Genomic DNA, 20,780 nt, shown 5'->3' with positions numbered 1-20,780 from the left:
CTTGTACATTCGATGGATACCTAACGCGCTGACAGCCTTGAATCTGATAGCTGGCCTCTGTGCCGTTTTGGTGTTACAGACGGGCAGAGTGGGCGTCAGTGCGCTTTTGGTCGTGTTTGGCATGATTGTCGACGGCTTGGATGGGCGCGTTGCGCGCTGGCTGCGGGCGGAGAGCGAGTTCGGCCGGATTCTTGACTCGCTTTCGGACATCGTCACGTTCGGCGTCGCTCCTATTCTGATCATGTATCGCGTCGAGCTCAGGCATCTCGGCGTGTTGGGCGATGCCATTGCCATACTGTTCCCTCTCTGTGGCGCCTTGCGCCTGGCGCGCTTCCACACGCAGCGGGGGCCTGCGGATACCTTCATCGGGCTGCCCATCACGGCCGCCGGAGGGGTGGAAGCCACGCTCGCGCTGACGCAGCCTGCCCTTTCCCCTGCGCCGGTCATTCTGCCCATTGCAACGGTGCTGTTGTCGCTGTTAATGGTGAGTTCCGTGCCCTATCCGAATTTCAAGCGCTTATCTTATCCCAAGTCCATCTTCATTCTCGTCCCCCTTATCGCGCTTTTGATTGGCTGCCTGTTGCGTTTTCAGATTGTCGGCACCGATGTGCTGATTTTCGCGGTCCTCGGCCTGTATGCCGCTTACGGAATGGTACACGCCATCCGCTCCTCCTTGATGTCGCGCAAGCATGGGAACGGCGATATGGCGCACGGGGCGAAAAAGTAGGCGGCAGAACCGTCGGTCTGGTCCCTGGTTGGTGCATGGCATCGCTTTACGCGCAGCATGAAACATGTTACACTGAACATGGCGCTCCAATTTTTTCAAAACAGTGACAGCGTTTTGTCGGCTGGGTTTCGCTTCGCAGCGGGGAACGTCAGTTTGTCCACGAAATTTCAGGTCGTTTCGAAGTGAATGGGTTAGGATGTGATAGAGGAGGTCCATACTAGACGCAGGAGGTGACGCAAGTTGATGAAAAAGGTTGTGCACCTGTTCTTCGTCGTGGTCGGCGTATTGTTAGGTTATCAGCTTTGTCCGGACTTATTCCTAGACGTTTTCCATCTCCATCGGTCGTTTGTGACCACGAATTGGTTTGGGGCTGCTGTGGGCGGCGCGCTGTTTTTAGTGGCGACAGTCTCGCTCGCCGGGTATGTTTCGGCGCTGCTTCGTTGGCTGGAAGAGCGCTTGAAGAGCGCACCGCTGGCCGATATCTTGGGCGGCACCGTCGGCATGGTGATTGGCCTTGTGGTGGCCTATCTTTTCTCACCCGAAATCCGTGCGATTCCCCTCGTCGGCGTCGCGGTAGAATTTTTCGTGGCCGTATTCTTTGCGTATCTCGGCCTCCGCATCGGCTTCACGAAACGCGAAGAGCTGTGGAACCTGTTTGCTGGGCGCCTTTCGCGCGATCGGGACCGCGCAGAGGGCAAGGAGAAAAAGCCTGCGCTGAGGCCGGGGGATGCGAAGCTCTTGGACACGTCGGTGATCATCGACGGCCGCATCGCGGACCTGGTCGAGACGGGTTTCCTGGATGGCACGCTCGTCATCCCGTCGTTTGTCTTGGCGGAGCTTCAGCACATTGCGGATTCCTCGGACGCGCTGAAGCGCAACCGCGGGCGAAGAGGGCTTGACATCCTCAATCGCATTCAAAAGGAGTCCAAGGTGCAGGTGCAGATCGTCGAGACGGACTTTGAAGACATCCAGGAAGTCGACGCCAAGCTTGTCCGGCTAGCGAAGCAGATGCGCGGCAAGGTCGTCACCAATGACTTCAATTTGAACAAGATCTGTGAGCTGCAGGGCGTACAGGTCCTGAATATCAATGATCTCGCCAATGCCCTGAAACCCGTCGTCCTTCCGGGTGAGGAACTTCAGGTGCACGTCATCAAGGACGGCAAGGAACATAACCAAGGCGTGGCGTATTTGGATGATGGCACGATGATCGTCATCGAGGGCGGGCGCGAATACATCGGCGGCAAGATCACGGTGCTCGTCACGAGCGTGTTGCAGACCTCGGCGGGCAGAATGATCTTCGCGAAACCGAAGTTGTTGGAAAAGGCGCTTTAACTCGCGGAGGCTCGATGTGTTTCGAGATTTGTCTGCGCGGTACGGGTTGAAGAGATCAGGCTTGTTTTGGAAAGGCGAGGGCGCCGCGAGCGTCCTCGGCTTTTCCATGCTCACCGGAAGTGGGAAGGGGAACGCGGATGTGGGTGGCTATCGTGGTGGCGGCCGGAGAAGGCCGCCGCATGGGTTTCAAGAAGCAATTTCTTGATCTCGCAGGACGCTCGATGTGGCTTCGTTCCGCCGAGGCGATGTTGGCCGGGGGCGCCGACGAGATCGTCGTCGTGGCCTCGGCCGCGGACGTCGCGCGCATGGAGGAGGAAGCCCGCCACGCGCAGCTTGCGGTTCACTTCGCGCTCGGCGGTGCCACGCGCCATGAGTCCGTCGTGTCGGGCGTGAAGCGCGCGTTAGAGCGCATGGCGGCCGGCGGGGCGGATCTGGCCCACTCGGCCCTGGCCGTTCACGATGCGGCTCGCCCCTTTGTCTCCGCGGAGGATGTGCGGCGCGTGTTTGAGGCAGCCATGCGCTGCGGGGGTGCCGTGCTCGGTTCTCCGTGCCGTGACACGGTCAAGCGGGTGGCCAGTGGGTGGGTGCAGGAGACGATTCCGCGCGACGAACTATTTTTGGCGGAGACCCCGCAGGCGCTGCGCGCCGACCTGGCGCCGTCTGTGTACCTGGAACGCACGTACGCGGCGGACGAAGCGCCCACCGACGACAGCGGGGCGATGGAGGCAGCTGGCGTTCCGGTTGTGGCCGTGACGTCGATGGCGTACAACGGCAAGATCACGACGCCGGCAGACTTGGATTACGCGCGGTTTTTGGCGCTCGAACGGTGGGGGAGGCCGGAACATGCGGATTGGACTCGGGTATGACGTGCACCGGATCGTGGAGGGCAGGCCGCTCGTGTTGGGGGGCGTGCACATCGACGCGCCGTTTGGGCTTGACGGCCACTCGGATGCCGACGTGATCGCGCATGCCATCATGGACGCGCTGCTTGGCAGTCTCGCCCTGGGCGACATTGGCCAGCACTTCCCGCCGAACGACGAGCGCTTCGAGGGCGCGGACAGCCTGATGCTGATGCGCGAAGTGGTTGCGATGGTCGAGCGCGCGGGCTACCGCGTGGGCAATGTGGACGTGATGGTCATTGCGGAGCGCCCGAAGCTCCTACCGCACGTTCCCGAGATGAGGCGGCGCATTGCCGAGGCGCTCGGCGTGAGCGATGCGGACGTCTCCATCAAGGCGACGACCAATGAGCGGATGGGCTTCATTGGCCGCGGCGAAGGCATCGCGGCGCAGGCCGTGGCGCTCGTGTTGCCGGGGGAGAGGGGGCGAGCGCGGTGACGGTGCGCGTGCGATTTGCGCCGAGCCCGACGGGACATCTGCACATTGGTGGCGTGCGCACGGCCCTGTTTAACTTCCTGTACGCGCGCCACACCGGTGGTCGCTTGATCCTCCGACTCGAGGATACAGATGTGGACCGGAATGTGCCGGGAGCGGAACAGGCGTTTGTCGAAGCGTTCAAGTGGCTTGGGCTGACGTGGGACGAGGGGTTTGATATCGGGGGGCCGTACGGGCCGTACCGGTGCAGCGAACGGCTGCCCATCTACCGTGCGTATGCAGAAGAGCTCATGGCGTCTGGGCGGGCGTATGCCTGCTTCTGCGCTCAGGGCGGGGCGCACGAGGAGCGCCCGGACGAGGATGAAGACGACGGGCCTCGCGCGGGAACCAGCGGCTGTGCCGGCGAGTGCAGGGCGATGGACCCGGAGCTCGCGCGGAAGCGCGTGAAGGCGGGTGAGCCTCATGCCGTTCGCTTTCTCGCTCCACCGGGCCCAGCCGTCGTGGTGCGCGACAGGATCCGGGGCGAAATCGCGTTTGAACGCGAGGAGCTGCGGGACTTTGTCATCCTGAAGCGCGACGGCATGCCCACCTACAACTTTCAGGTCGCCATTGACGACCACTTGATGGCGATCACGCACGTGATCCGGGGCGAGGAACACTTGTCGAACACCCCGCGCCAGTTGCTCATCTACGAGGCGCTCGGCTTTACCCCGCCCGAGTTTGCGCATCTGCCGATCGTGCTCGACGAGACGCGCAAGAAACTGTCGAAGCGGGATCCGAACGTCCTCCCGGTGTCGGCCTATCGCGAGTTGGGATACCTGCCGGAGGCCATCGTCAATTTCCTGGCGCTGCTCGGTTGGTCGCCGGGGGGCGAGGAGGAGATGTTCGGCCTGGACGAGCTATGCGCCCGCTTTGACCTCGACCGCGTCGGCCGGGCTGGAGCCGTGTTCGATCTCGCCAAGTTCCGCTGGATGGCCAACCAGTACTTCAAGGCGCTTGAGCCCGCGAAGGCCGTACGCCTGATTCGCGAGCAGGCCGCGCGCCTCAACTACGCGCTTCCGCCTTACGCGGACGACGATTGGCTGGCGAGAGCAGTGGCGCTGGTCCAGGACGGGCTCGCCTGTGCGCGCGACTTTTTTGCCGCGGCGCGGGTGTGGCTCGAGCCCGACGTGGCGTACGATGAAGAAGCGCTTGCGCTCATCTCGACGGAGGGCGCCGCGCGCGTGATTCGCGCCTATCTGTCGGCCTCCGAGGCGGATCCGGCGTGGAACGAGGAGGCCAACCGCGCCCGCCTCCAGGCGGTGGGCCGCGAGCTTGGCGTGAAGGGACGGGACCTATTGATGCCGGTTCGCGCCGCGCTGACGGGCCAGACGCACGGGCCGGATCTGCAGAAGTCGATGGCGCTCTTACCGCGCCACATTGCGCTTGCGCGCATGCGCCGCGCCGCCGAAATCGCCCATGCAGAAGGTCATCCGGGGAGGTGAGGATCGCGTGGGAATTGTGCTCTACAACACGCTGACCGGCAGGAAGGAACCGCTTCAGACCATCGAGCCTGGCAAGGTGCGCTTTTACGCGTGCGGCCCGACGGTGTATCACTTCTTCCACCTCGGCAACGCGCGGATGTTCGTCGTGTTCGACACCATCCGCCGTTACCTCGAATACCGAGGCTATGAGGTCCGCTTCGTCCAGAACTTCACGGACGTCGACGATCGCATCATTCAACGCGCCCAGGAGCTCGGCGTGAGCCCGCGCGAGCTCGCCGAGGAAAACATTCGTTACTACTTCGAGGACGCGGGCAAGCTGTTTATTCGTCCGGCAAGCGTGCATCCCCGCGTGACGGAGTGCATCGATGATATCATCCGCTTCATTCAGGATCTGATCGATCGCGGCCACGCCTACGAGCGGAACGGCAGCGTCTACTTCGATACGTCGTCCTTCCCGGAGTACGGAAAGCTCTCTCATCAGTCGCCCGACGACATGCGCGCCGGGTATCGCATTGAAGTGCAGGACGAAAAGGACGACCCGACCGACTTCGCGCTGTGGAAGGCGGCGAAGCCCGGCGAGGAGTGGTGGCCGAGCCCCTGGGGCCCCGGGCGCCCGGGTTGGCACATCGAGTGCTCCGTGATGAATTACCTGTACCTCGGCGAGCAGATCGACATTCACGCGGGCGGGCGCGATCTCGTCTTTCCACACCACGAGAACGAGATCGCCCAGAGTGAGGCCCACTCCGGCAAGGTGTTCGCCAGGTACTGGCTTCACAACGGCACCCTGAACATCAACGGAGAGAAGATGTCGAAGTCGACGGGGAACTTCATCATGGCGCGGGACTTGCTCGCGCGAAGGGACCCGCGCGCCGTGCGGTTTTTCCTGCTGTCGGCGCACTATCGAAACCCCCTCAACTACACGGAGGATGCGCTGGATCAGGCCGAGCAGGCGCTCGCGCGCATCGACCGCCTCATCCGGGATTTGGAGCACCGCGCCGCGGCGCTCGCAGGCCTGCGCGGTGCGCTCGACCGCGCGGACGAAGCCCCGACGGAGGCAGGGCTCGCCGACGTGGACCAAATCCGAGGCGCCTTTGTGCGAGCGATGGATGACGACTTCAACACGGCGGACGGCATGGCGGCCATGTTCGATGGCGTGCGCCACATCAACACGCGGCTGGAGGCCGGCGGCGTATCCGCTGGCGATCTCCTTGCGTACCGCGATCTCCTGGTCGAGCTTTTGGGGGTGCTCGGGATCCCCAAGAAAGCGGAGGAGCGGCTGGAGGACGAGATCGAGCGGCTCATTGCAGAGCGCGCTGAAGCGCGGAAGCGGCGCGATTTTGCGCGGGCGGACGAGATCCGCGATGCGCTGCGCCACCGCGGCATCGTGCTGGAAGACACGCCGTACGGCACGCGCTGGAGTTACGAGTCATGAAGGTGAACTGGCGCGTCGACGAGGTGTCCCCGCTCGCGCTCGCCTTCTTGGGCGACGCGGTGTGGGAGGTGTACGCGCGCAACCACTGTCTCAATCTCGGCATTCACCGCCCGCGCGATCTCCAGCGTCAGGTCACCCGCTACGTCTCGGCCGTGGCCCAGGCCGAGGCGCTGCGCCTGATTGAACCGTCGCTGACGGATGCCGAGCGAGACGTCATCCGGCGCGGGCGCAATCAGAAGTCGTCGCACACGCGCCGGAATGTCGATGTGGTCGTCTATCGGCTGGCGACCGGCTTTGAGGCGCTGGTCGGCCACCTGTACGCGTCGGGCGAGCGGACGCGGCTCGACGAGATCGCCGCGGAAGCGCTGGCCGCGCTCGACGCGGAACAAGAAAGAGCGAAGGAGCCATGAACATGTCCATGAGAGACGGTGGGCGCCCCCGGGCGCCGCTCCCGGAGGCTGACGATCTCGTCAAGGGCCGGCATGCCGTGTTGGCCGCGCTGGAAGGCGAGCGCCCTGTGAACAAGGTCTGGGTGGCGGAGGGCGCCTCGGGTATGGAAGCCATCGTGGCCCAGGCGAGATCGCGCGGCGTCGTGGTGCAATTTGTGCCGCGAAGCCGGTTGGATGAGATGGCCAGCGCGCACCAAGGCGTCGTGGCGCAAGTGGCGCCTTACGCCTATGCCGATCTCGACGACGTGATCGCCCGGCAGACGGGTCAGCCGCCGCTCGTGGTGGTGCTGGATGAGATTGCGGATCCGCACAATTTCGGCGCCATTCTGCGCACGGCGGAGGCGTGCGGCGCGCAGGGCGTGGTGATTGGCAAGCGCCGTCAGGCGCAAGTGACCGATGTGGTCGCCAAGGCGGCGGCCGGGGCGCTGGAGGCATTGCCGGTGGCGCGGGTGGCCAATGTGGCGCAGGCGCTTGTGCGCCTGAAGGAAGCCGGCTACTGGGTGGTCGGCGCCGATGTGCGCGCGGAGGTGCCGTACACCGCCATCGATTACCGGGGAGCCACCGCGGTGGTCATCGGTTCGGAGGGCCAAGGGATGCGCCGGTGGGTGCGGGAGCAGTGCGACTTTCTGGCGTCCATCCCCATCTTGGGCCGGGTGCAGAGTCTGAACGCCTCGGTCGCGGCGGGGGTCCTGCTGTATGAAGCGGTCCGCCAGCGGGCGTAAGGGACGGCCGACGCGGCTCGTCATCGTCGATGGGTACAACGTCATCGCGAGGCGCGCGGGGCGAAGCCTTGCCCAAATTGAGGACCTGGAAGAGGCGCGCCGCGAGATCGAGGACCTGTTGAGCCAGTACCGGGCCATGTATGGCGAGGACGTGATCGTCGTGTACGATGCGCACCGCAGGCCGGGGCTGGGACACGAGGAAGAGCGCGCGGGCGTGCGGGTGGTCTTCACGGAGGCGGGAGAGACGGCGGACGCGCGCATCGAGCGCCTGGTGTACGAGTTGCGGGACGATTACCGAGAGATCACCGTCGCCACGTCCGATGCGGCCGAGCAGCAGGTGGCCCTCGGCGGGGGCGCGCTCCGGATTTCTGCCAACGAATTGCTCGTGCGGCTCGAAAAGATGCGCGACGATATCGATCGCGAGGCGAAGCGCCAGGAGGCGGGCGATCGACACACGCTGCGTGACGCGCTTTCGGGCGAGTTGGCCAGCCAGCTCGAGCGATGGCGGCGGAGATAGGGGCGAGGTGGTGAAAATGGCGTAATGACGCCTGTTTTGCTGCCTCAACGCAATTGATCCTTTCAAATGGCATCATGTATAATGGCGTCATTCACGAGGCTCGGGGTGATAGAGTTTGTCGACGCAGCCGACACCAAGAGACGCCGATGCGGCCCCTCCGTATGACACGGCGCTGTACGAAACCATGACGGACGAAGAGTTGGTCGAGGCTGTCCATCAGGGCGATACCGATGCGCTCGACTATCTCATTCACAAATACAAGAACTTCGTACGTGCAAAGGCGAGATCGTACTTTCTCATTGGGGCGGATCGGGAAGACATCGTGCAGGAAGGTATGATCGGGCTGTACAAGTCTATCCGCGATTTTCGCGGAGACAAGCTCTCCTCCTTCAAGGCGTTCGCTGAGCTGTGCATCACGCGCCAAATTATCACCGCTATTAAAACGGCCACGAGACAAAAGCATATTCCGCTCAATTCCTATGTTTCCCTGGACAAGCCCATTTACGATGAGGATTCGGACCGCACGCTGCTCGATGTGATCTGCACGGTGCGCGTGGCGGATCCGGAAGAGCTGATTATAAACCAGGAAGAGTTTGACGATATTGAAGGTAAGATGTCCGAACTCCTGAGCGACCTTGAGCGGCAGGTGCTCATGCTCTACCTCGATGGGCGATCTTACCAGGAGATTGCCGTTGATCTCGCGCGGCACGTCAAGTCCATCGACAACGCGCTGCAGAGAGTCAAGCGGAAGCTCGAGAAGTACTTGACGGTGCGCAACGTGATATGATAATGTTGTGCAGGTATGAGCCCCGATTCGGGGGTTCTTCTGTTTCTGTGTCCATGACCGAGAACCGCGTTTCGGGCTCGGTTCCATGGCTGGCTGATACGGGGAGGTGCCACAATGCGCGAGATCATCACCCTCGCTTGCACGGAGTGCAAACAGAGGAACTATACCACGACGAAGAACAAGAAGAATGATCCGGATCGCCTTGAGCTGAAGAAGTATTGCCCCACCTGCAACTCGCACACGACGCACCGCGAGACCCGTTGAGGCGCCGCTCATGGCTCACAAAGGAGCATCGAACGTGGCCAAACCGAACGATACCCTCGTGGAACTGAATCAGCAGGCGAAGCGGACAGGCATCGTCGCTTTCTTCAAGGAGTCGTTCCGGGAGTTTAAGCGCGTTCGTTGGCCGAAGCGCCGTGAGGTGGTTGTGTACACGGCGGCCTGTTTGCTGGTGTGTGCCATCTTGGGTGTGCTCATTTGGGCGTTTGATATCGGCGTTTCCGCGGCGATGTCGGCCATCGGCGTAGATTAACGCGTCATGGGGGTGGCGGGCGGCTCGCCCTGCTCAATGGAGAATCTTGAGAAGCAGTGGTATGTGATTCACACATACTCCGGCTACGAGAACAAGGTGAAGAGCAATCTCGAGAGCCGCGTTCAGACAATGGGCATGGAAGACCGGATTTTTCGGGTCGTGGTGCCTACGGAAGAGGCTGTCGAGATCAAAAACGGCAAAAAGCGTGTGGTGCAGCGCAAGACGTACCCTGGATACGTCCTCGTCGAGATGATCATGACGGATGACTCTTGGTATGTCGTGCGCAACACGCCTGGGGTGACTGGGTTCGTCGGTTCCCCTGGCGCCGGCTCTAAGCCTATGCCGCTCATGCCTCATGAGGTTGAGCAAATCCTCAGCTCCATGGGCGTGGGTGAATCGAAGCCGGTGGCGCAGTTCAAGGTCGGCGACGTCGTTCGCCTGACCAGTGGACCGTTCGCAGACATGGTTGGAACGGTCGAGGAGGTCCATCCAGAGCACCAAAAGCTCAAGGTTCTCGTCTCCATGTTCGGGCGCGAGACGCCTCTCGAGGCTGACTTCACGCAGGTTGAGCGCTTGCCCTGAGCAATCGGTGGCGATGGTTTCGGCAGCGAGCTGTCCCATTCGGGCGGCTTTCTGTAGTCCGGCCTCGGCTGGGCTCGTATAGATGGTTTTTCTGTGGGAGGGCTCATCCCGAACACCACATCTCGAGTGAAGGAGGTGGCTGTGTTGCCGAAGAAGATTGTCAAGGTTGTGAAGCTGCAAATTCCAGCCGGAAAGGCAACGCCTGCGCCGCCGGTAGGTCCTGCGCTCGGCCAAGCGCAAGTGGGCAACATCATGGGCTTCTGTAAGGAGTTCAATGCGCGCACGGCCGATCAGGTCGGTTTGATCATTCCGGTCGTCATTTACGTGTATGAGGACCGTTCGTACACGTTTGAACTGAAGACCCCGCCGGCTTCCGTGTTGCTCAAGAAGGCTGCCGGTGTGGAGTCGGGTTCGGCCGAGCCGAACCGCGTCAAAGTGGGCAAGGTGACTCGCGCACAGGTTCGCGAGATCGCCGAGCAAAAGATGCAAGACCTGAATGCTGCTTCGGTCGAGGCCGCCATGCGGATGGTCGAGGGCACGGCCCGCAGCATGGGCATCACGGTTGTCGACTGACGGCAAGCGGGAGCCCGTGGGAGGTTGAAACAACCGGTCACCACGCGGAGGTGAGGAACATGGCAAAGCTCAGCAAGCGTCTCCAGGAGATGCACAAGCTCGTGGATCGCACGCAGCTGTACGACGTGGACGAGGCGATGGAACTCGTCAAGAAGACTGCCACCGCGAAGTTTAACGAGACGGTGGAGGTCGCGGTCAGGCTGGGTGTGGATCCCCGGAAACAAGATCAGCAGGTTCGCGGCGCCGTCGTGTTGCCGCATGGCACGGGCAAGACGCCGCGCGTGCTCGTGTTCGCGAAGGGCGAGAAGGCCCGGGAAGCGCAGGAGGCGGGCGCGGACATCGTCGGCGACGACGACCTGATTCAAAAGATCTCTCAGGGCTGGCTCGATTTCGACGTCGCCGTGGCCACCCCGGACATGATGCCGGCGGTCGGCCGCCTTGGCCGCATCCTCGGTCCGCGCGGACTGATGCCCAACCCGAAGACGGGCACGGTCACGTTCGATGTCGCTCGCGCGGTGAACGAGATCAAGTCCGGTAAGGTGGAGTACCGCCTGGATAAGGCCGGGATCATCCACTGCCCGATCGGCAAGGCGTCGTTCGAGAAGGAACAGCTGGTGGAGAATTTCCGGGCTTTGATGAGTGCGTTGGTGAAGGCAAAGCCGCCTGCTGCGAAGGGCACGTATGTGCGGGGCGTGACGGTATCGTCCACCATGGGCCCTGGCATACGCGTCAACCCGCAGCGCGCCGCTGTGGGCGACTGATCGGTCGCTTTCTGGCGTAAAGCGGTGATGTGATAAGATGATTCATAGCGAAAGGCCGTAGACAGCAGGTCTGCCCGCGCAGGGCAGTGAAAGTTGCCTGCCGAGGCGTTTCCCGCACCGATGTGCACATGCATGTCGATCTTGGTGGGCGCCTCGCGTCGTCGAGGCGCCTTTCGCTGTGTAAAGTGACATTTTGCGGGGAGGTGGGCGGTTTGGCGATTCGCCGTGCCGAAAAAGAGCAAATCGTACAGTCCGTTGCCGAGCGCATGCGGCGGAGCAAGAGCATCGTGCTGGCGGACTATCGCGGCCTCACGGTCGCCGAGGACACGGAGCTGCGCGCGCGCCTGCGTCAGGCCGGGATCGAGTACTCCGTCGTCAAGAATACGCTGACCACGCGGGCTGCGGAGCAGGCTGAGATTCAGGGCTTGGAGCCTTTCTTGTCCGGGCCCACAGCCATTGCCTTCAGCTATGACGATCCGGTTGCGCCGGCCAAAATCCTGCATGAGTTCTCGCGCGAACACAAGGCGCTCGAGCTCAAAGGCGGGTACGTCGAAGGCCGGGTTGTCGATGCGAAGGAAGTGGAGGCGCTCGCGAAGCTGCCTTCGCGCGAAGGCCTGTTGTCGATGCTTCTCAGTGTTCTCCAGGCGCCGATGCGCAACCTGGCATACGTGTTGTCGCAGGTGGCGGAAAAGCAGGGTGGAGAAGTCGCTTCAGCAGCAGAGTGACGCATGGCGCCAGGGCGCGCTCGGCGCGTCCTAGGGCGCTCGTGAAAACCGAGTATATCTGAGGAGGGTGTTTCAATGACCACGGCTGAGATCTTGGAAGCTGTGAAAAACATGACGGTGCTCGAGCTGAATGAGCTCGTCAAGGCCATTGAGGAGGAGTTCGGTGTGACCGCGGCCGCGCCTGTGGCTTTCGCCGGCGCGGTTCCTGGGGCGGGCGAGGCCGCTCAGGCTGAGCAGACCGAGTTCGACGTGATCCTCACGTCCGCAGGCGCCTCGAAGATCAACGTCATCAAGGTCGTCCGCGAGATCACGGGCCTCGGCCTGAAGGAAGCGAAGGATCTCGTCGACAATGCGCCGAAGCCGATCAAGGAGAAGGTCTCGAAGGAAGAGGCCGACAGCATCAAGGCGAAGCTCGAAGAGGCTGGCGCTTCCGTCGAGGTCAAGTAATCGAGGTGGTCTGAAGGGGTGCCTGGGGCACCCCTTCGCTCTTTTGGGGGAATGGATGTGGCTCACTACTTCGAAGAGCAGCCCGCTGCGCCGAGCGATGAGCGCGCGGTCACCGTCTCCGCTCGCGGGATCACCGTGCGTTTGGTGACGGACCGCGGGGTGTTCAGCAAGTCGGGCTTGGACGAAGGCACGCGCAGGCTCATCGAGACGGCCGACTTATCCGGCGCGACCTCCGCGCTCGATCTCGGCTGTGGGTACGGACCCGTCACAGCCATCCTGTCGCGCGCCTTCCCGGGTGTGCGTTGGTGGATGGTGGACATCAACCAGCGGGCGGTTGAACTCGCCCGGCGCAATACCGCCGACCTCGTTCCGCCTCCTGTCGTACGGCAATGGGACGGCATTCCGCCGGACCTCGAGGACACGTTCGATCACGTCCTGCTCAATCCCCCGATCCGTGCCGGTAAGGCGACGGTCTTCAGACTCTACGAGGACGCAAAGCGGGCTCTTGCGAAGCAAGGGAAGCTATGGGTCGTGATTCAGAAAAAGCACGGCGCACCGTCGACGGAGGCAAAGCTGCGCGAACTCTTTGACGAGGTGGACGTTGCCTATCGCAAGGCGGGCTACTTCGTCTTCTGCGCGCGGCGGGCGTGACGCGCAGAGACCCATGTGCAAAGCCGGTCCGCCGCGCGCGTCTCTCACGTGTAGCAGGGTGGTCCGCGAAAAAGCCGCTTGATCTGAGTGCTCGCATGTGATATCATCAATCAATGCAAACTGAGTTGTTTGGACGGATGCCTCCTCTTCGCGCATAAAATCCATCATTTTGGGGAATAGGTGAATACGACTGGCGTGTCCATCATCGTCTAGCATGCCGAGTTGAAAGAGAAGTGCTGCACGCAAAAGTCCAGAACAGGCGGTCGCTCATCGGGCGTCGTCCTGGCGTCTTTTTGTGTGCGGCGCTTGTCTCTTTGTCTGACTTGGCTCGTCCGAGCTCAAGAAGACCTCTGATGCAAAGCCTCCTTTGCGCATCGTCCAACAAATCCGCTTGAGGGGTGACGGTTTTGCAAGGACACATGGTCAAGTACGGATGGGCGGAGCGCCGCAGTTACGCGCGCATTCGCGAGGTCCTCGATCTCCCAAACCTCATCGAGATTCAGCAAAAATCGTACGAGTGGTTCCTGCGGGAGGGCCTTCGCGAGACCTTCGCGGACATTTCTCCCATCACGGACTTCACCGGCAATCTGGTGCTTGAGTTCGTGGACTACAGCCTCGGCGAGCCCAAGTACGACGTAGAAGAGTCCAAGGAGCGAGATGTCACGTACGCCGCGCCGCTCCGGGTCAAGGTTCGCCTGCTCAACAAGGAGACGGGCGAGGTCAAGGAGCAGGAGGTGTTTCTCGGCGACTTCCCGCTCATGACCGAGACGGGAACCTTCATTATCAACGGCGCTGAGCGCGTGATCGTCAGCCAGCTTGTCCGCTCCCCCAGCGTCTATTATAGCAGCAAGATCGACAAGAATGGCAAACGTACGTTCGCTGCTACCGTCATTCCGAACCGCGGCGCGTGGCTCGAGTTCGAGACGGACGCGAAAGACGTCGTGTACGTCCGGATCGACCGCACGCGCAAGTTGCCCATCACGGTGTTGTTGCGGGCGTTGGGGCTGTCGTCCGACGCCGAGATCATCGATTTGTTGGGCGAAGACGAGTATCTGCAGAACACGCTGGACAAGGATACCACGGATTCGACGGAGCGGGCCTTGATTGAGATTTACGAGCGCCTGCGCCCGGGCGAACCGCCGACGGTCGAGAATGCGCGCGCTCTGCTCGCATCCCGTTTCTTTGACCCGAAGAGGTACGATCTCGCCGCCGTCGGTCGATACAAGATCAACAAAAAGCTCCACCTGAAAAATCGGTTGCTGAATCAACGCCTCGCCGAAACGCTGGTGGACGAGGAGACAGGCGAGATCCTCGCCGAGGCGGGCACGGTGCTCGATCGGCGCACCTTGGATCGCCTGATTCCGCGCCTGTCCGGCAAAGTGGGGCGTTTCACGGTGCGCGGCACGCGGGACCTGTTTGAGCACGACGAGATCCCGCTGCAGATGGTGAAGATTTTCAGCCCCGCGGAGGATGGGAAGGTCCTGCACGTCATTTCAAACGGCGAGTTGCCGTCCGACGTGAAGTACATCACGCCGTCCGACATCATCGCGGCGGTATCGTATTTCTTCAACCTGTTGCGCGGCGTCGGCACGACGGACGACATCGACCACTTGGGCAACCGGCGCTTGCGTTCGGTCGGCGAGCTGCTGCAGAACCAGTTCCGCATTGGGCTCTCGCGCATGGAGCGCGTTGTGCGCGAGCGGATGTCCATCCAGGACGCGAGCGCCATCACGCCGCAGGCGCTCATCAACATCCGGCCGGTGATCGCCGCCATCAAAGAGTTCTTTGGTTCGAGCCAGCTGTCCCAGTTTATGGACCAGACCAATCCGCTGGCGGAATTGACGCATAAGCGGCGCCTGTCGGCGCTCGGGCCCGGCGGACTCACGCGCGAACGCGCGGGCTTTGAGGTGCGAGACGTTCACTACTCGCACTACGGCCGCATGTGTCCCATCGAGACACCTGAAGGGCCGAACATCGGCCTGATCAACTCGCTCTCGACGTACGCCCGCGTGAATGAGTACGGGTTCATCGAGACCCCCTACTGCAGGGTCGACCCCGAGACGGGCGTCGTGACGGACCAAATCGACTATCTCACGGCCGACGAGGAGGAGAACTACCTCATCGCGCAGGCGAACGAGCCGCTGACGGAAGACGGTCATTTTGCGTCGGAGGAAATCACGGTTCGGTCGCGCGAGGACGTCATCACCGTAAGCCGGGATCGCATTGACTACATGGACGTGTCGCCCAAACAGGTCGTCTCGGTGGCCACGGCTCTCATTCCGTTCCTCGAAAACGACGATGCGAACCGTGCGCTCATGGGATCCAACATGCAGCGCCAGGCCGTGCCGCTGCTCGTCACCGATTCTCCGCTGGTCGGGACGGGGATGGAGTACCAGGCGGCGAAGGATTCCGGCGTCTGCGTGGTCTCGAAGCACAATGGCGTCGTCGAGCGCGTGACGGCCAGGGAAATCTGGGTGCGCGAAGAGGCGGTCGTGGACGGCCGGGTGGTGAAGGGCAATCTCCACAAATACAAGCTGATCAAGTTTGCCCGCTCCAACCAAAACACGTGCTTGAATCAGCGCCCCATCGTGCGCGAGGGCGATCGCGTCAAGGTGGGCGACATCCTGGCCGATGGGCCAGCCACGCAAAAGGGCGAGCTGGCGCTCGGGCGCAATGTGCTCGTCGCGTTCATGACGTGGGAGGGCTACAACTACGAGGACGCCATTCTCATCTCGGAAAAGATGGTGAAGGAAGACGTCTACACGTCGATTCACATCGAGGAGTACGAGATCGAGGCGCGCGACACCAAGCTCGGACCGGAAGAGATTACGCGCGATATCCCGAACGTGGGCGAGGACGCGCTGAAGAATCTGGACGAGCGCGGGATTATCCGCATCGGTGCGGAAATCACGACGAACGACATCCTGGTGGGCAAGGTGACGCCGAAAGGCGTGACGGAGCTCACGGCGGAAGAGCGCCTGCTGCACGCTATCTTCGGTGAGAAGGCGCGCGAAGTGCGCGATACGTCGCTGCGCGTGCCGCACGGGGGCGCCGGGATCGTCGTGGACGTGAAGGTGTTCACGCGCGAGAACGGCGACGAACTGCCAGCCGGCGTCAACCAGCTGGTGCGCGTGTATGTCGCCCAAAAGCGGAAGATCTCCGAGGGCGACAAGATGGCTGGCCGCCACGGGAACAAGGGCGTCGTTGCGCGCATCCTGCCGGAAGAGGATATGCCGTTCCTCGAGGATGGCACGCCCGTCGAGATCGTCCTGAACCCGCTCGGCGTGCCGTCGCGTATGAACATCGGGCAGGTGCTGGAGACGCACCTCGGGATGGCGGCGAAGGTCCTCGGCCTCAAGATGGCGACGCCCGTGTTCGACGGCGCGAAGCCGGAAGATGTGTTTGAGACCTTGCGCGAGGCCGGTTTGCCGGACGACGGCAAGCAGGTCTTGTACGACGGGCGGACCGGTGAGCCGTTTGAAAACCGCGTCACCGTCGGTTACGTGTACATGATGAAGCTTCACCACCTGGTGGACGACAAGATTCACGCCCGCTCGACGGGGCCGTACTCACTCGTCACGCAGCAGCCGCTCGGCGGAAAGGCGCAGTTCGGTGGCCAGCGGTTTGGCGAGATGGAGGTGTGGGCGCTCGAGGCGTACGGCGCGGCTTACACGCTCCAGGAACTCCTCACCGTCAAGTCGGACGACGTGGTCGGGCGCGTCAAGACGTACGAGGCCATCGTGAAGGGCGAGAACGTCCCGGAGCCTGGCGTGCCGGAGTCGTTCAAGGTGTTGATCAAGGAGCTTCAGAGCTTGGGCATGGACGTCAAGATTCTGAGCGGCGACGAGCGCGAGATCGAGATGAAAGAAATGGACGACGACGAGGACAGCCCCGACAGGCTCAATCTGAACCTGGAGTACAACGAGGTCGGCGATTGATCGTGTGCGAGACCGATACCCGGGCACGACGATTGGAGGGTGCACAAGTTGTTTGACCTGAACAACTTTGAGTTCATGAAGATTGGGCTCGCGTCGCCGGAAAAAATCCGCTCTTGGTCGCACGGCGAGGTGAAAAAGCCGGAAACGATCAACTACCGCACGCTTCGCCCGGAGAAGGAGGGCCTCTTCTGCGAGAAGATCTTTGGCCCCACCCGCGACTGGGAGTGTCATTGCGGCAAGTACAAGCGGATCCGGTACAAGGGTGTCGTCTGCGACCGCTGCGGCGTAGAGGTCACGCGGTCCAAGGTGCGCCGCGAGCGCATGGGCCACATTGAGCTGGCCGCGCCCGTCTCGCACATCTGGTTCTTCAAGGGCATCCCGAGCCGCATGGGGCTCATCCTCGACATGTCGCCGCGAGCGCTCGAGGAAGTCATTTACTTTGCATCGTACGTGGTGACCGATCCCGGCGACACGCCGCTTGAGAAGAAGCAGCTCCTCTCCGAGAAGGAGTACCGGTCCTACCGCGAGAAGTACGGGTACGCCTTCAAGGCGGGCATGGGTGCCGAGGCGATTCGCACGCTCTTGCAGGAGATCGATCTCGACCGCGAGGTCGAGGTCCTGCGCGAGGAACTCCGCACGGCCCAGGGGCAGCGCCGCAATCGGGCCATCAAGCGCCTCGAGGTCATCGAGGCGTTCCGCCAGTCCGGCAACAAACCGAGCTGGATGATCCTCGAAGCTCTGCCGGTTATCCCGCCGGATCTCCGGCCGATGGTGCAGCTGGACGGCGGCCGGTTCGCGACGTCGGACCTGAACGACCTGTACCGGCGCGTGATCAACCGGAACAACCGCCTCAAGCGGCTCTTGGACCTCGGCGCGCCGGACATTATCGTGCAGAACGAGAAGCGCATGTTGCAGGAGGCTGTGGACGCCCTCATCGACAACGGGCGCCGCGGCCGCCCGGTGACGGGGCCTGGCAATCGCCCGCTGAAGAGCCTCTCGCACATGCTGAAGGGCAAGCAGGGCCGATTCCGCCAGAACCTGCTCGGCAAGCGCGTGGACTACTCCGGCCGATCCGTCATTGTCGTGGGGCCCGAGTTGCGCATGTATCAGTGCGGGTTGCCGAAGGAGATGGCGCTCGAGCTCTTCAAGCCGTTCGTGATGAAGGAACTCGTGGCGCGCGGTCTCGCCCACAACATCAAAAGCGCGAAGCGCAAGGTCGAGCGCGTCTCGGATGAGGTTTGGGACGTGGTGGAAGACGTCATCAAGCAACATCCGGTGCTGTTGAACCGCGCCCCGACGCTTCACCGCCTCGGCATCCAGGCGTTTGAGCCCATCCTTGTGGAAGGGCGCGCCATCAAGCTCCATCCGCTGGTCTGCACCGCTTACAACGCGGACTTCGATGGCGACCAGATGGCGGTGCACGTGCCGCTGTCGGCGGAAGCGCAGGCGGAAGCTCGCCTGCTCATGCTGGCCGCACACAACATCCTGAACCCGAAGGATGGGAAGCCGGTCGTCACGCCGACGCAGGACATGGTCTTGGGGTCCTACTATCTGACCATCGAGCGGGAGGGTGCGCCTGGCGAGGGCAAGGTCTTTGCCAGCATGTCCGAGGTGGAGTACGCGCTGCATCAGCGGCACATCACCCTTCAGACGCGCATCGCGATTCCCGCAAAGGCCGTGGGCAAGACGTCGTTCACCGAGCAGCAGGCTCGAGCCTTGCTCATCACGACGCCCGGGAAACTGATCTTTAACAGCATCTTTCCGGCCGACTTCCCGTACCTCAACTCGGCGGCGAAGTCGAACCTGCTCGGCGGTCCGCCGGATGAAACGTTCGTCTTCGAGAAAGGCGTGGACATCCGCGAAGCGATTCGGAATCGGCCGATCCCGAAGGCCGTCATCAAAAAGGACCTCGGCAATATCCTGGCGGAGTGCTTCCGCCGCTACGGGACCACGATGACGGCGGAAATCCTCGACAAGGTGAAGCGGCTTGGGTTCCACTACTCCACGCTCGCCGGCATCACGATTTCTATCAGCGACATCGTGGTGCCCGAGGAGAAGAAGCGCATCATCGCGGACGCGGAGGCGAAGGAACATAAGCTGAAGCTCCAGTACCGCCGCGGGCTCATCACGGAAGAGGAGCAGTATGTGACCTTCAGCCAAATTTGGTCCGAGGCGAAAGAGCAGATTTCGTCCATCCTGATGGACAGCATGGACCAGTTCAACCCGATTTACATGATGGCGACGTCCGGCGCGCGCGGCTCGAATTCGCAGATCACGCAGCTCGCCGGCATGCGCGGGCTGATGGCCAATCCGTCGGGCGAGATCATCCAGTTGGCCATTAAGTCGAACTTCCGCGAGGGCCTGTCCGTCTTGGAGTATTTCATCTCCACCCACGGCGCGCGCAAAGGCCTCGCCGACACCGCGCTGCGGACCGCCGACTCGGGTTACCTGACGCGCCGCCTCGTCGACGTTGCGCAGGATACGATCGTGCGCGAGCACGACTGCGGTACTGACAAGGGGCTCCGTGTCATGGAAATCCGCGACGGGAGCGAGGTCATCGAGGATCTGCGCGATCGGCTCGAGGGACGCGTCGCGTTCCAGGACGTGTATCACCCAGAGACCGGCGAGAAAATCGTCGGCAAGAACGAGCTGATCGACGAAGAGGCCGCCGACAAGATCGTGTCGGCCGGCATCAAAGAGGTCATCATCCGCTCCGTGCTGACGTGCCGCACGCGCCACGGTGTGTGCCAGCTGTGCTACGGCCGCAACCTCGCGACGGGCGACATGGTCGAGGTGGGCGAGGCGGTGGGCATCATCGCTGCGCAGTCCATCGGCGAGCCGGGTACGCAGCTGACGATGCGCACGTTCCACACCGGCGGCGTGGCGGGCGACGACATCACGCAGGGTCTGCCGCGCGTTCAGGAGCTGTTCGAGGCGCGCAACCCGAAAGGTCAGGCCGTGATCGCCGAATTCGACGGCGTCATCACCGATATCCGCGAGGGCAAGGACAAGCGCGAAATCGAGCTGACGGGTGAGAGCGAGACGAAGACCTATCAGATCCCGTACGGCTCGCGAATTCGCGTCAGCGTTGGCCAGCAGCTCGAGGCGGGCGAGGAGCTCACGGAAGGGTCGGTCGATCCGAAGGAAATGCTTCGCGTCAAGGGCCTGCAGGGTGTGCAAAACTACCTGCTGCGCGAAGTTCAGCGCGTCTACCGCCTGCAAGGCGTGGATATCAACGACAAGCACATCGAAGTGATGATCCGGCAGATGTTGCGGAAAGTCCGCATCCTGGATGCCGGCGACACGGAGCTGCTGCCGGGGACGTACGTGGATCTGTTCGACTACGAAGCGGCGAACCGGGAGGCGCTCCTCTCCGGCAAGGAACCGGCGGTGGCGCGTCCGGCGCTTCTCGGTATCACCAAAGCGTCGCTCGAGACCGACTCGTTCCTCTCGGCCGCGTCGTTCCAGGAGACGACGCGCGTGCTGACCGAGGCGGCCATCAAGGGCAAGGTGGACCGACTCCTTGGGCTCAAGGAGAACGTGATCATCGGCAAGCTGATCCCGGCCGGTACGGGCATGGCGCGTTATCGATCCGTCGAGCCGGAAGTGGCCCGGCCGGGCGAGAGCGAGGCCGCGGCCACGGGCGACGAGACCGCGGAGACCGAGGCTGTACCGAGCGCCGAGTGAGCGTCGAGATCAGGCTGGGAATTTCGGGCTGTCAGCCGGAGTTTGGTTGACAGCCCGGAAATCGCGGTGATAGAATTCCCTAGTGTGCGTCAGCACGATGTT

At 62.5% G+C, this 20,780-nt stretch carries 20 protein-coding genes; all 20 read left to right on the top strand.

What is annotated here, in order from left to right:
• Position 1: 1 nt before the first annotated feature.
• The 20 genes from pssA to rpoC all read left to right on the top strand — a co-directional run bounded on the left by pssA (position 2) and on the right by rpoC (position 20,678).
• The gene (gene pssA / locus BW934_RS04520; protein ID WP_076345569.1) at positions 2-727 is read left to right on the top strand and encodes a CDP-diacylglycerol--serine O-phosphatidyltransferase; all 726 of its coding nucleotides are present in this window, start codon (positions 2-4) and stop codon (positions 725-727) included.
• 240 nt (positions 728-967) lie between these two features.
• Complete coding sequence (locus tag BW934_RS04515; protein WP_076345567.1) at positions 968-2,059, top strand: PIN/TRAM domain-containing protein; 1,092 nt, start codon at positions 968-970, stop codon at positions 2,057-2,059.
• A 137-nt stretch (positions 2,060-2,196) separates the two neighbouring features.
• Positions 2,197-2,925 carry an IspD/TarI family cytidylyltransferase gene (locus tag BW934_RS04510; protein WP_076345565.1) on the top strand — a complete coding sequence of 243 codons (729 nt, stop codon included), beginning with the start codon at positions 2,197-2,199 and terminating at the stop codon, positions 2,923-2,925.
• Complete coding sequence (ispF, locus tag BW934_RS04505) at positions 2,903-3,394, top strand: 2-C-methyl-D-erythritol 2,4-cyclodiphosphate synthase (RefSeq protein ID WP_076345563.1); 492 nt, start codon at positions 2,903-2,905, stop codon at positions 3,392-3,394. Before BW934_RS04510 ends, ispF begins: the two co-directional genes overlap by 23 nt.
• On the top strand, positions 3,391-4,875 hold the full coding sequence (gene gltX, locus BW934_RS04500) for a glutamate--tRNA ligase (protein WP_076345561.1): 1,485 nt from the start codon (positions 3,391-3,393) through the stop codon (positions 4,873-4,875). The genes ispF and gltX overlap by 4 nt, the downstream gene beginning before the upstream one ends.
• 7 nt (positions 4,876-4,882) lie before the next feature.
• Complete coding sequence (cysS, locus tag BW934_RS04495; RefSeq protein WP_084182480.1) at positions 4,883-6,307, top strand: cysteine--tRNA ligase; 1,425 nt, start codon at positions 4,883-4,885, stop codon at positions 6,305-6,307.
• Positions 6,304-6,717 carry a Mini-ribonuclease 3 gene (locus BW934_RS04490; protein ID WP_076345559.1) on the top strand — a complete coding sequence of 138 codons (414 nt, stop codon included), beginning with the start codon at positions 6,304-6,306 and terminating at the stop codon, positions 6,715-6,717. Before cysS ends, BW934_RS04490 begins: the two co-directional genes overlap by 4 nt.
• On the top strand, positions 6,714-7,478 hold the full coding sequence (rlmB, locus tag BW934_RS04485) for a 23S rRNA (guanosine(2251)-2'-O)-methyltransferase RlmB (protein ID WP_076345557.1): 765 nt from the start codon (positions 6,714-6,716) through the stop codon (positions 7,476-7,478). The genes BW934_RS04490 and rlmB overlap by 4 nt, the downstream gene beginning before the upstream one ends.
• Positions 7,453-7,995 carry a YacP-like NYN domain-containing protein gene (locus BW934_RS04480; RefSeq protein WP_076345555.1) on the top strand — a complete coding sequence of 181 codons (543 nt, stop codon included), beginning with the start codon at positions 7,453-7,455 and terminating at the stop codon, positions 7,993-7,995. Before rlmB ends, BW934_RS04480 begins: the two co-directional genes overlap by 26 nt.
• A 172-nt stretch (positions 7,996-8,167) precedes the next feature.
• Complete coding sequence (gene sigH / locus BW934_RS04475; protein ID WP_407639949.1) at positions 8,168-8,782, top strand: RNA polymerase sporulation sigma factor SigH; 615 nt, start codon at positions 8,168-8,170, stop codon at positions 8,780-8,782.
• Between the two features lie 114 nt (positions 8,783-8,896).
• Positions 8,897-9,046: a 50S ribosomal protein L33 gene (gene rpmG, locus BW934_RS04470; protein ID WP_008339831.1), complete on the top strand. Its 150-nt coding sequence runs from the start codon at positions 8,897-8,899 to the stop codon at positions 9,044-9,046.
• 34 nt (positions 9,047-9,080) lie between these two features.
• Complete coding sequence (gene secE, locus BW934_RS04465) at positions 9,081-9,314, top strand: preprotein translocase subunit SecE (protein ID WP_234969561.1); 234 nt, start codon at positions 9,081-9,083, stop codon at positions 9,312-9,314.
• A gap of 36 nt (positions 9,315-9,350) precedes the next feature.
• Positions 9,351-9,896, top strand: a complete 546-nt coding sequence (nusG, locus tag BW934_RS04460) for a transcription termination/antitermination protein NusG (protein WP_076345549.1) — start codon at positions 9,351-9,353, stop codon at positions 9,894-9,896.
• A 144-nt stretch (positions 9,897-10,040) separates the two neighbouring features.
• Positions 10,041-10,469 (top strand): 50S ribosomal protein L11, encoded by a 429-nt coding sequence (gene rplK / locus BW934_RS04455; protein WP_143232533.1) that lies wholly within the window; start codon positions 10,041-10,043, stop codon positions 10,467-10,469.
• Between the two features lie 59 nt (positions 10,470-10,528).
• The gene (gene rplA, locus BW934_RS04450; protein WP_076345545.1) at positions 10,529-11,230 is read left to right on the top strand and encodes a 50S ribosomal protein L1; all 702 of its coding nucleotides are present in this window, start codon (positions 10,529-10,531) and stop codon (positions 11,228-11,230) included.
• A 212-nt stretch (positions 11,231-11,442) separates the two neighbouring features.
• On the top strand, positions 11,443-11,955 hold the full coding sequence (gene rplJ, locus BW934_RS04445; RefSeq protein ID WP_076345543.1) for a 50S ribosomal protein L10: 513 nt from the start codon (positions 11,443-11,445) through the stop codon (positions 11,953-11,955).
• A gap of 75 nt (positions 11,956-12,030) precedes the next feature.
• The gene (gene rplL / locus BW934_RS04440; protein ID WP_076345541.1) at positions 12,031-12,402 is read left to right on the top strand and encodes a 50S ribosomal protein L7/L12; all 372 of its coding nucleotides are present in this window, start codon (positions 12,031-12,033) and stop codon (positions 12,400-12,402) included.
• Between the two features lie 57 nt (positions 12,403-12,459).
• Positions 12,460-13,053 (top strand): class I SAM-dependent methyltransferase, encoded by a 594-nt coding sequence (locus BW934_RS04435; protein WP_084182504.1) that lies wholly within the window; start codon positions 12,460-12,462, stop codon positions 13,051-13,053.
• 419 nt (positions 13,054-13,472) lie between these two features.
• The gene (gene rpoB, locus BW934_RS04430) at positions 13,473-16,991 is read left to right on the top strand and encodes a DNA-directed RNA polymerase subunit beta (RefSeq protein ID WP_407639948.1); all 3,519 of its coding nucleotides are present in this window, start codon (positions 13,473-13,475) and stop codon (positions 16,989-16,991) included.
• 48 nt (positions 16,992-17,039) lie between these two features.
• Entirely contained in the window at positions 17,040-20,678 is a 3,639-nt protein-coding gene (rpoC, locus tag BW934_RS04425) for a DNA-directed RNA polymerase subunit beta' (RefSeq protein ID WP_076345535.1), read from the top strand.
• The last annotated feature ends 102 nt before the right edge of the window (positions 20,679-20,780 follow it).

The organism is Alicyclobacillus vulcanalis (assembly GCF_900156755.1).
Classification (GTDB): domain Bacteria; phylum Bacillota; class Bacilli; order Alicyclobacillales; family Alicyclobacillaceae; genus Alicyclobacillus; species Alicyclobacillus vulcanalis.
Note: the sequence above shows the minus strand (reverse complement) of the source record. Positions and strands in the feature narration are given on the sequence as shown.

Coding starts and splice junctions, on each gene's coding strand:
- BW934_RS04510 (WP_076345565.1), top strand. CDS start 2,197: ATGTGGGTGGCTATCGTGGTGGCGGCCGGAGAAGGCCGCCGCATGGGT.
- ispF (WP_076345563.1), top strand. CDS start 2,903: ATGCGGATTGGACTCGGGTATGACGTGCACCGGATCGTGGAGGGCAGG.
- BW934_RS04490 (WP_076345559.1), top strand. CDS start 6,304: ATGAAGGTGAACTGGCGCGTCGACGAGGTGTCCCCGCTCGCGCTCGCC.
- rlmB (WP_076345557.1), top strand. CDS start 6,714: ATGAACATGTCCATGAGAGACGGTGGGCGCCCCCGGGCGCCGCTCCCG.
- BW934_RS04480 (WP_076345555.1), top strand. CDS start 7,453: ATGAAGCGGTCCGCCAGCGGGCGTAAGGGACGGCCGACGCGGCTCGTC.
- rpmG (WP_008339831.1), top strand. CDS start 8,897: ATGCGCGAGATCATCACCCTCGCTTGCACGGAGTGCAAACAGAGGAAC.
- nusG (WP_076345549.1), top strand. CDS start 9,351: ATGGAGAATCTTGAGAAGCAGTGGTATGTGATTCACACATACTCCGGC.
- rplA (WP_076345545.1), top strand. CDS start 10,529: ATGGCAAAGCTCAGCAAGCGTCTCCAGGAGATGCACAAGCTCGTGGAT.
- rplL (WP_076345541.1), top strand. CDS start 12,031: ATGACCACGGCTGAGATCTTGGAAGCTGTGAAAAACATGACGGTGCTC.
- rpoB (WP_407639948.1), top strand. CDS start 13,473: ATGGTCAAGTACGGATGGGCGGAGCGCCGCAGTTACGCGCGCATTCGC.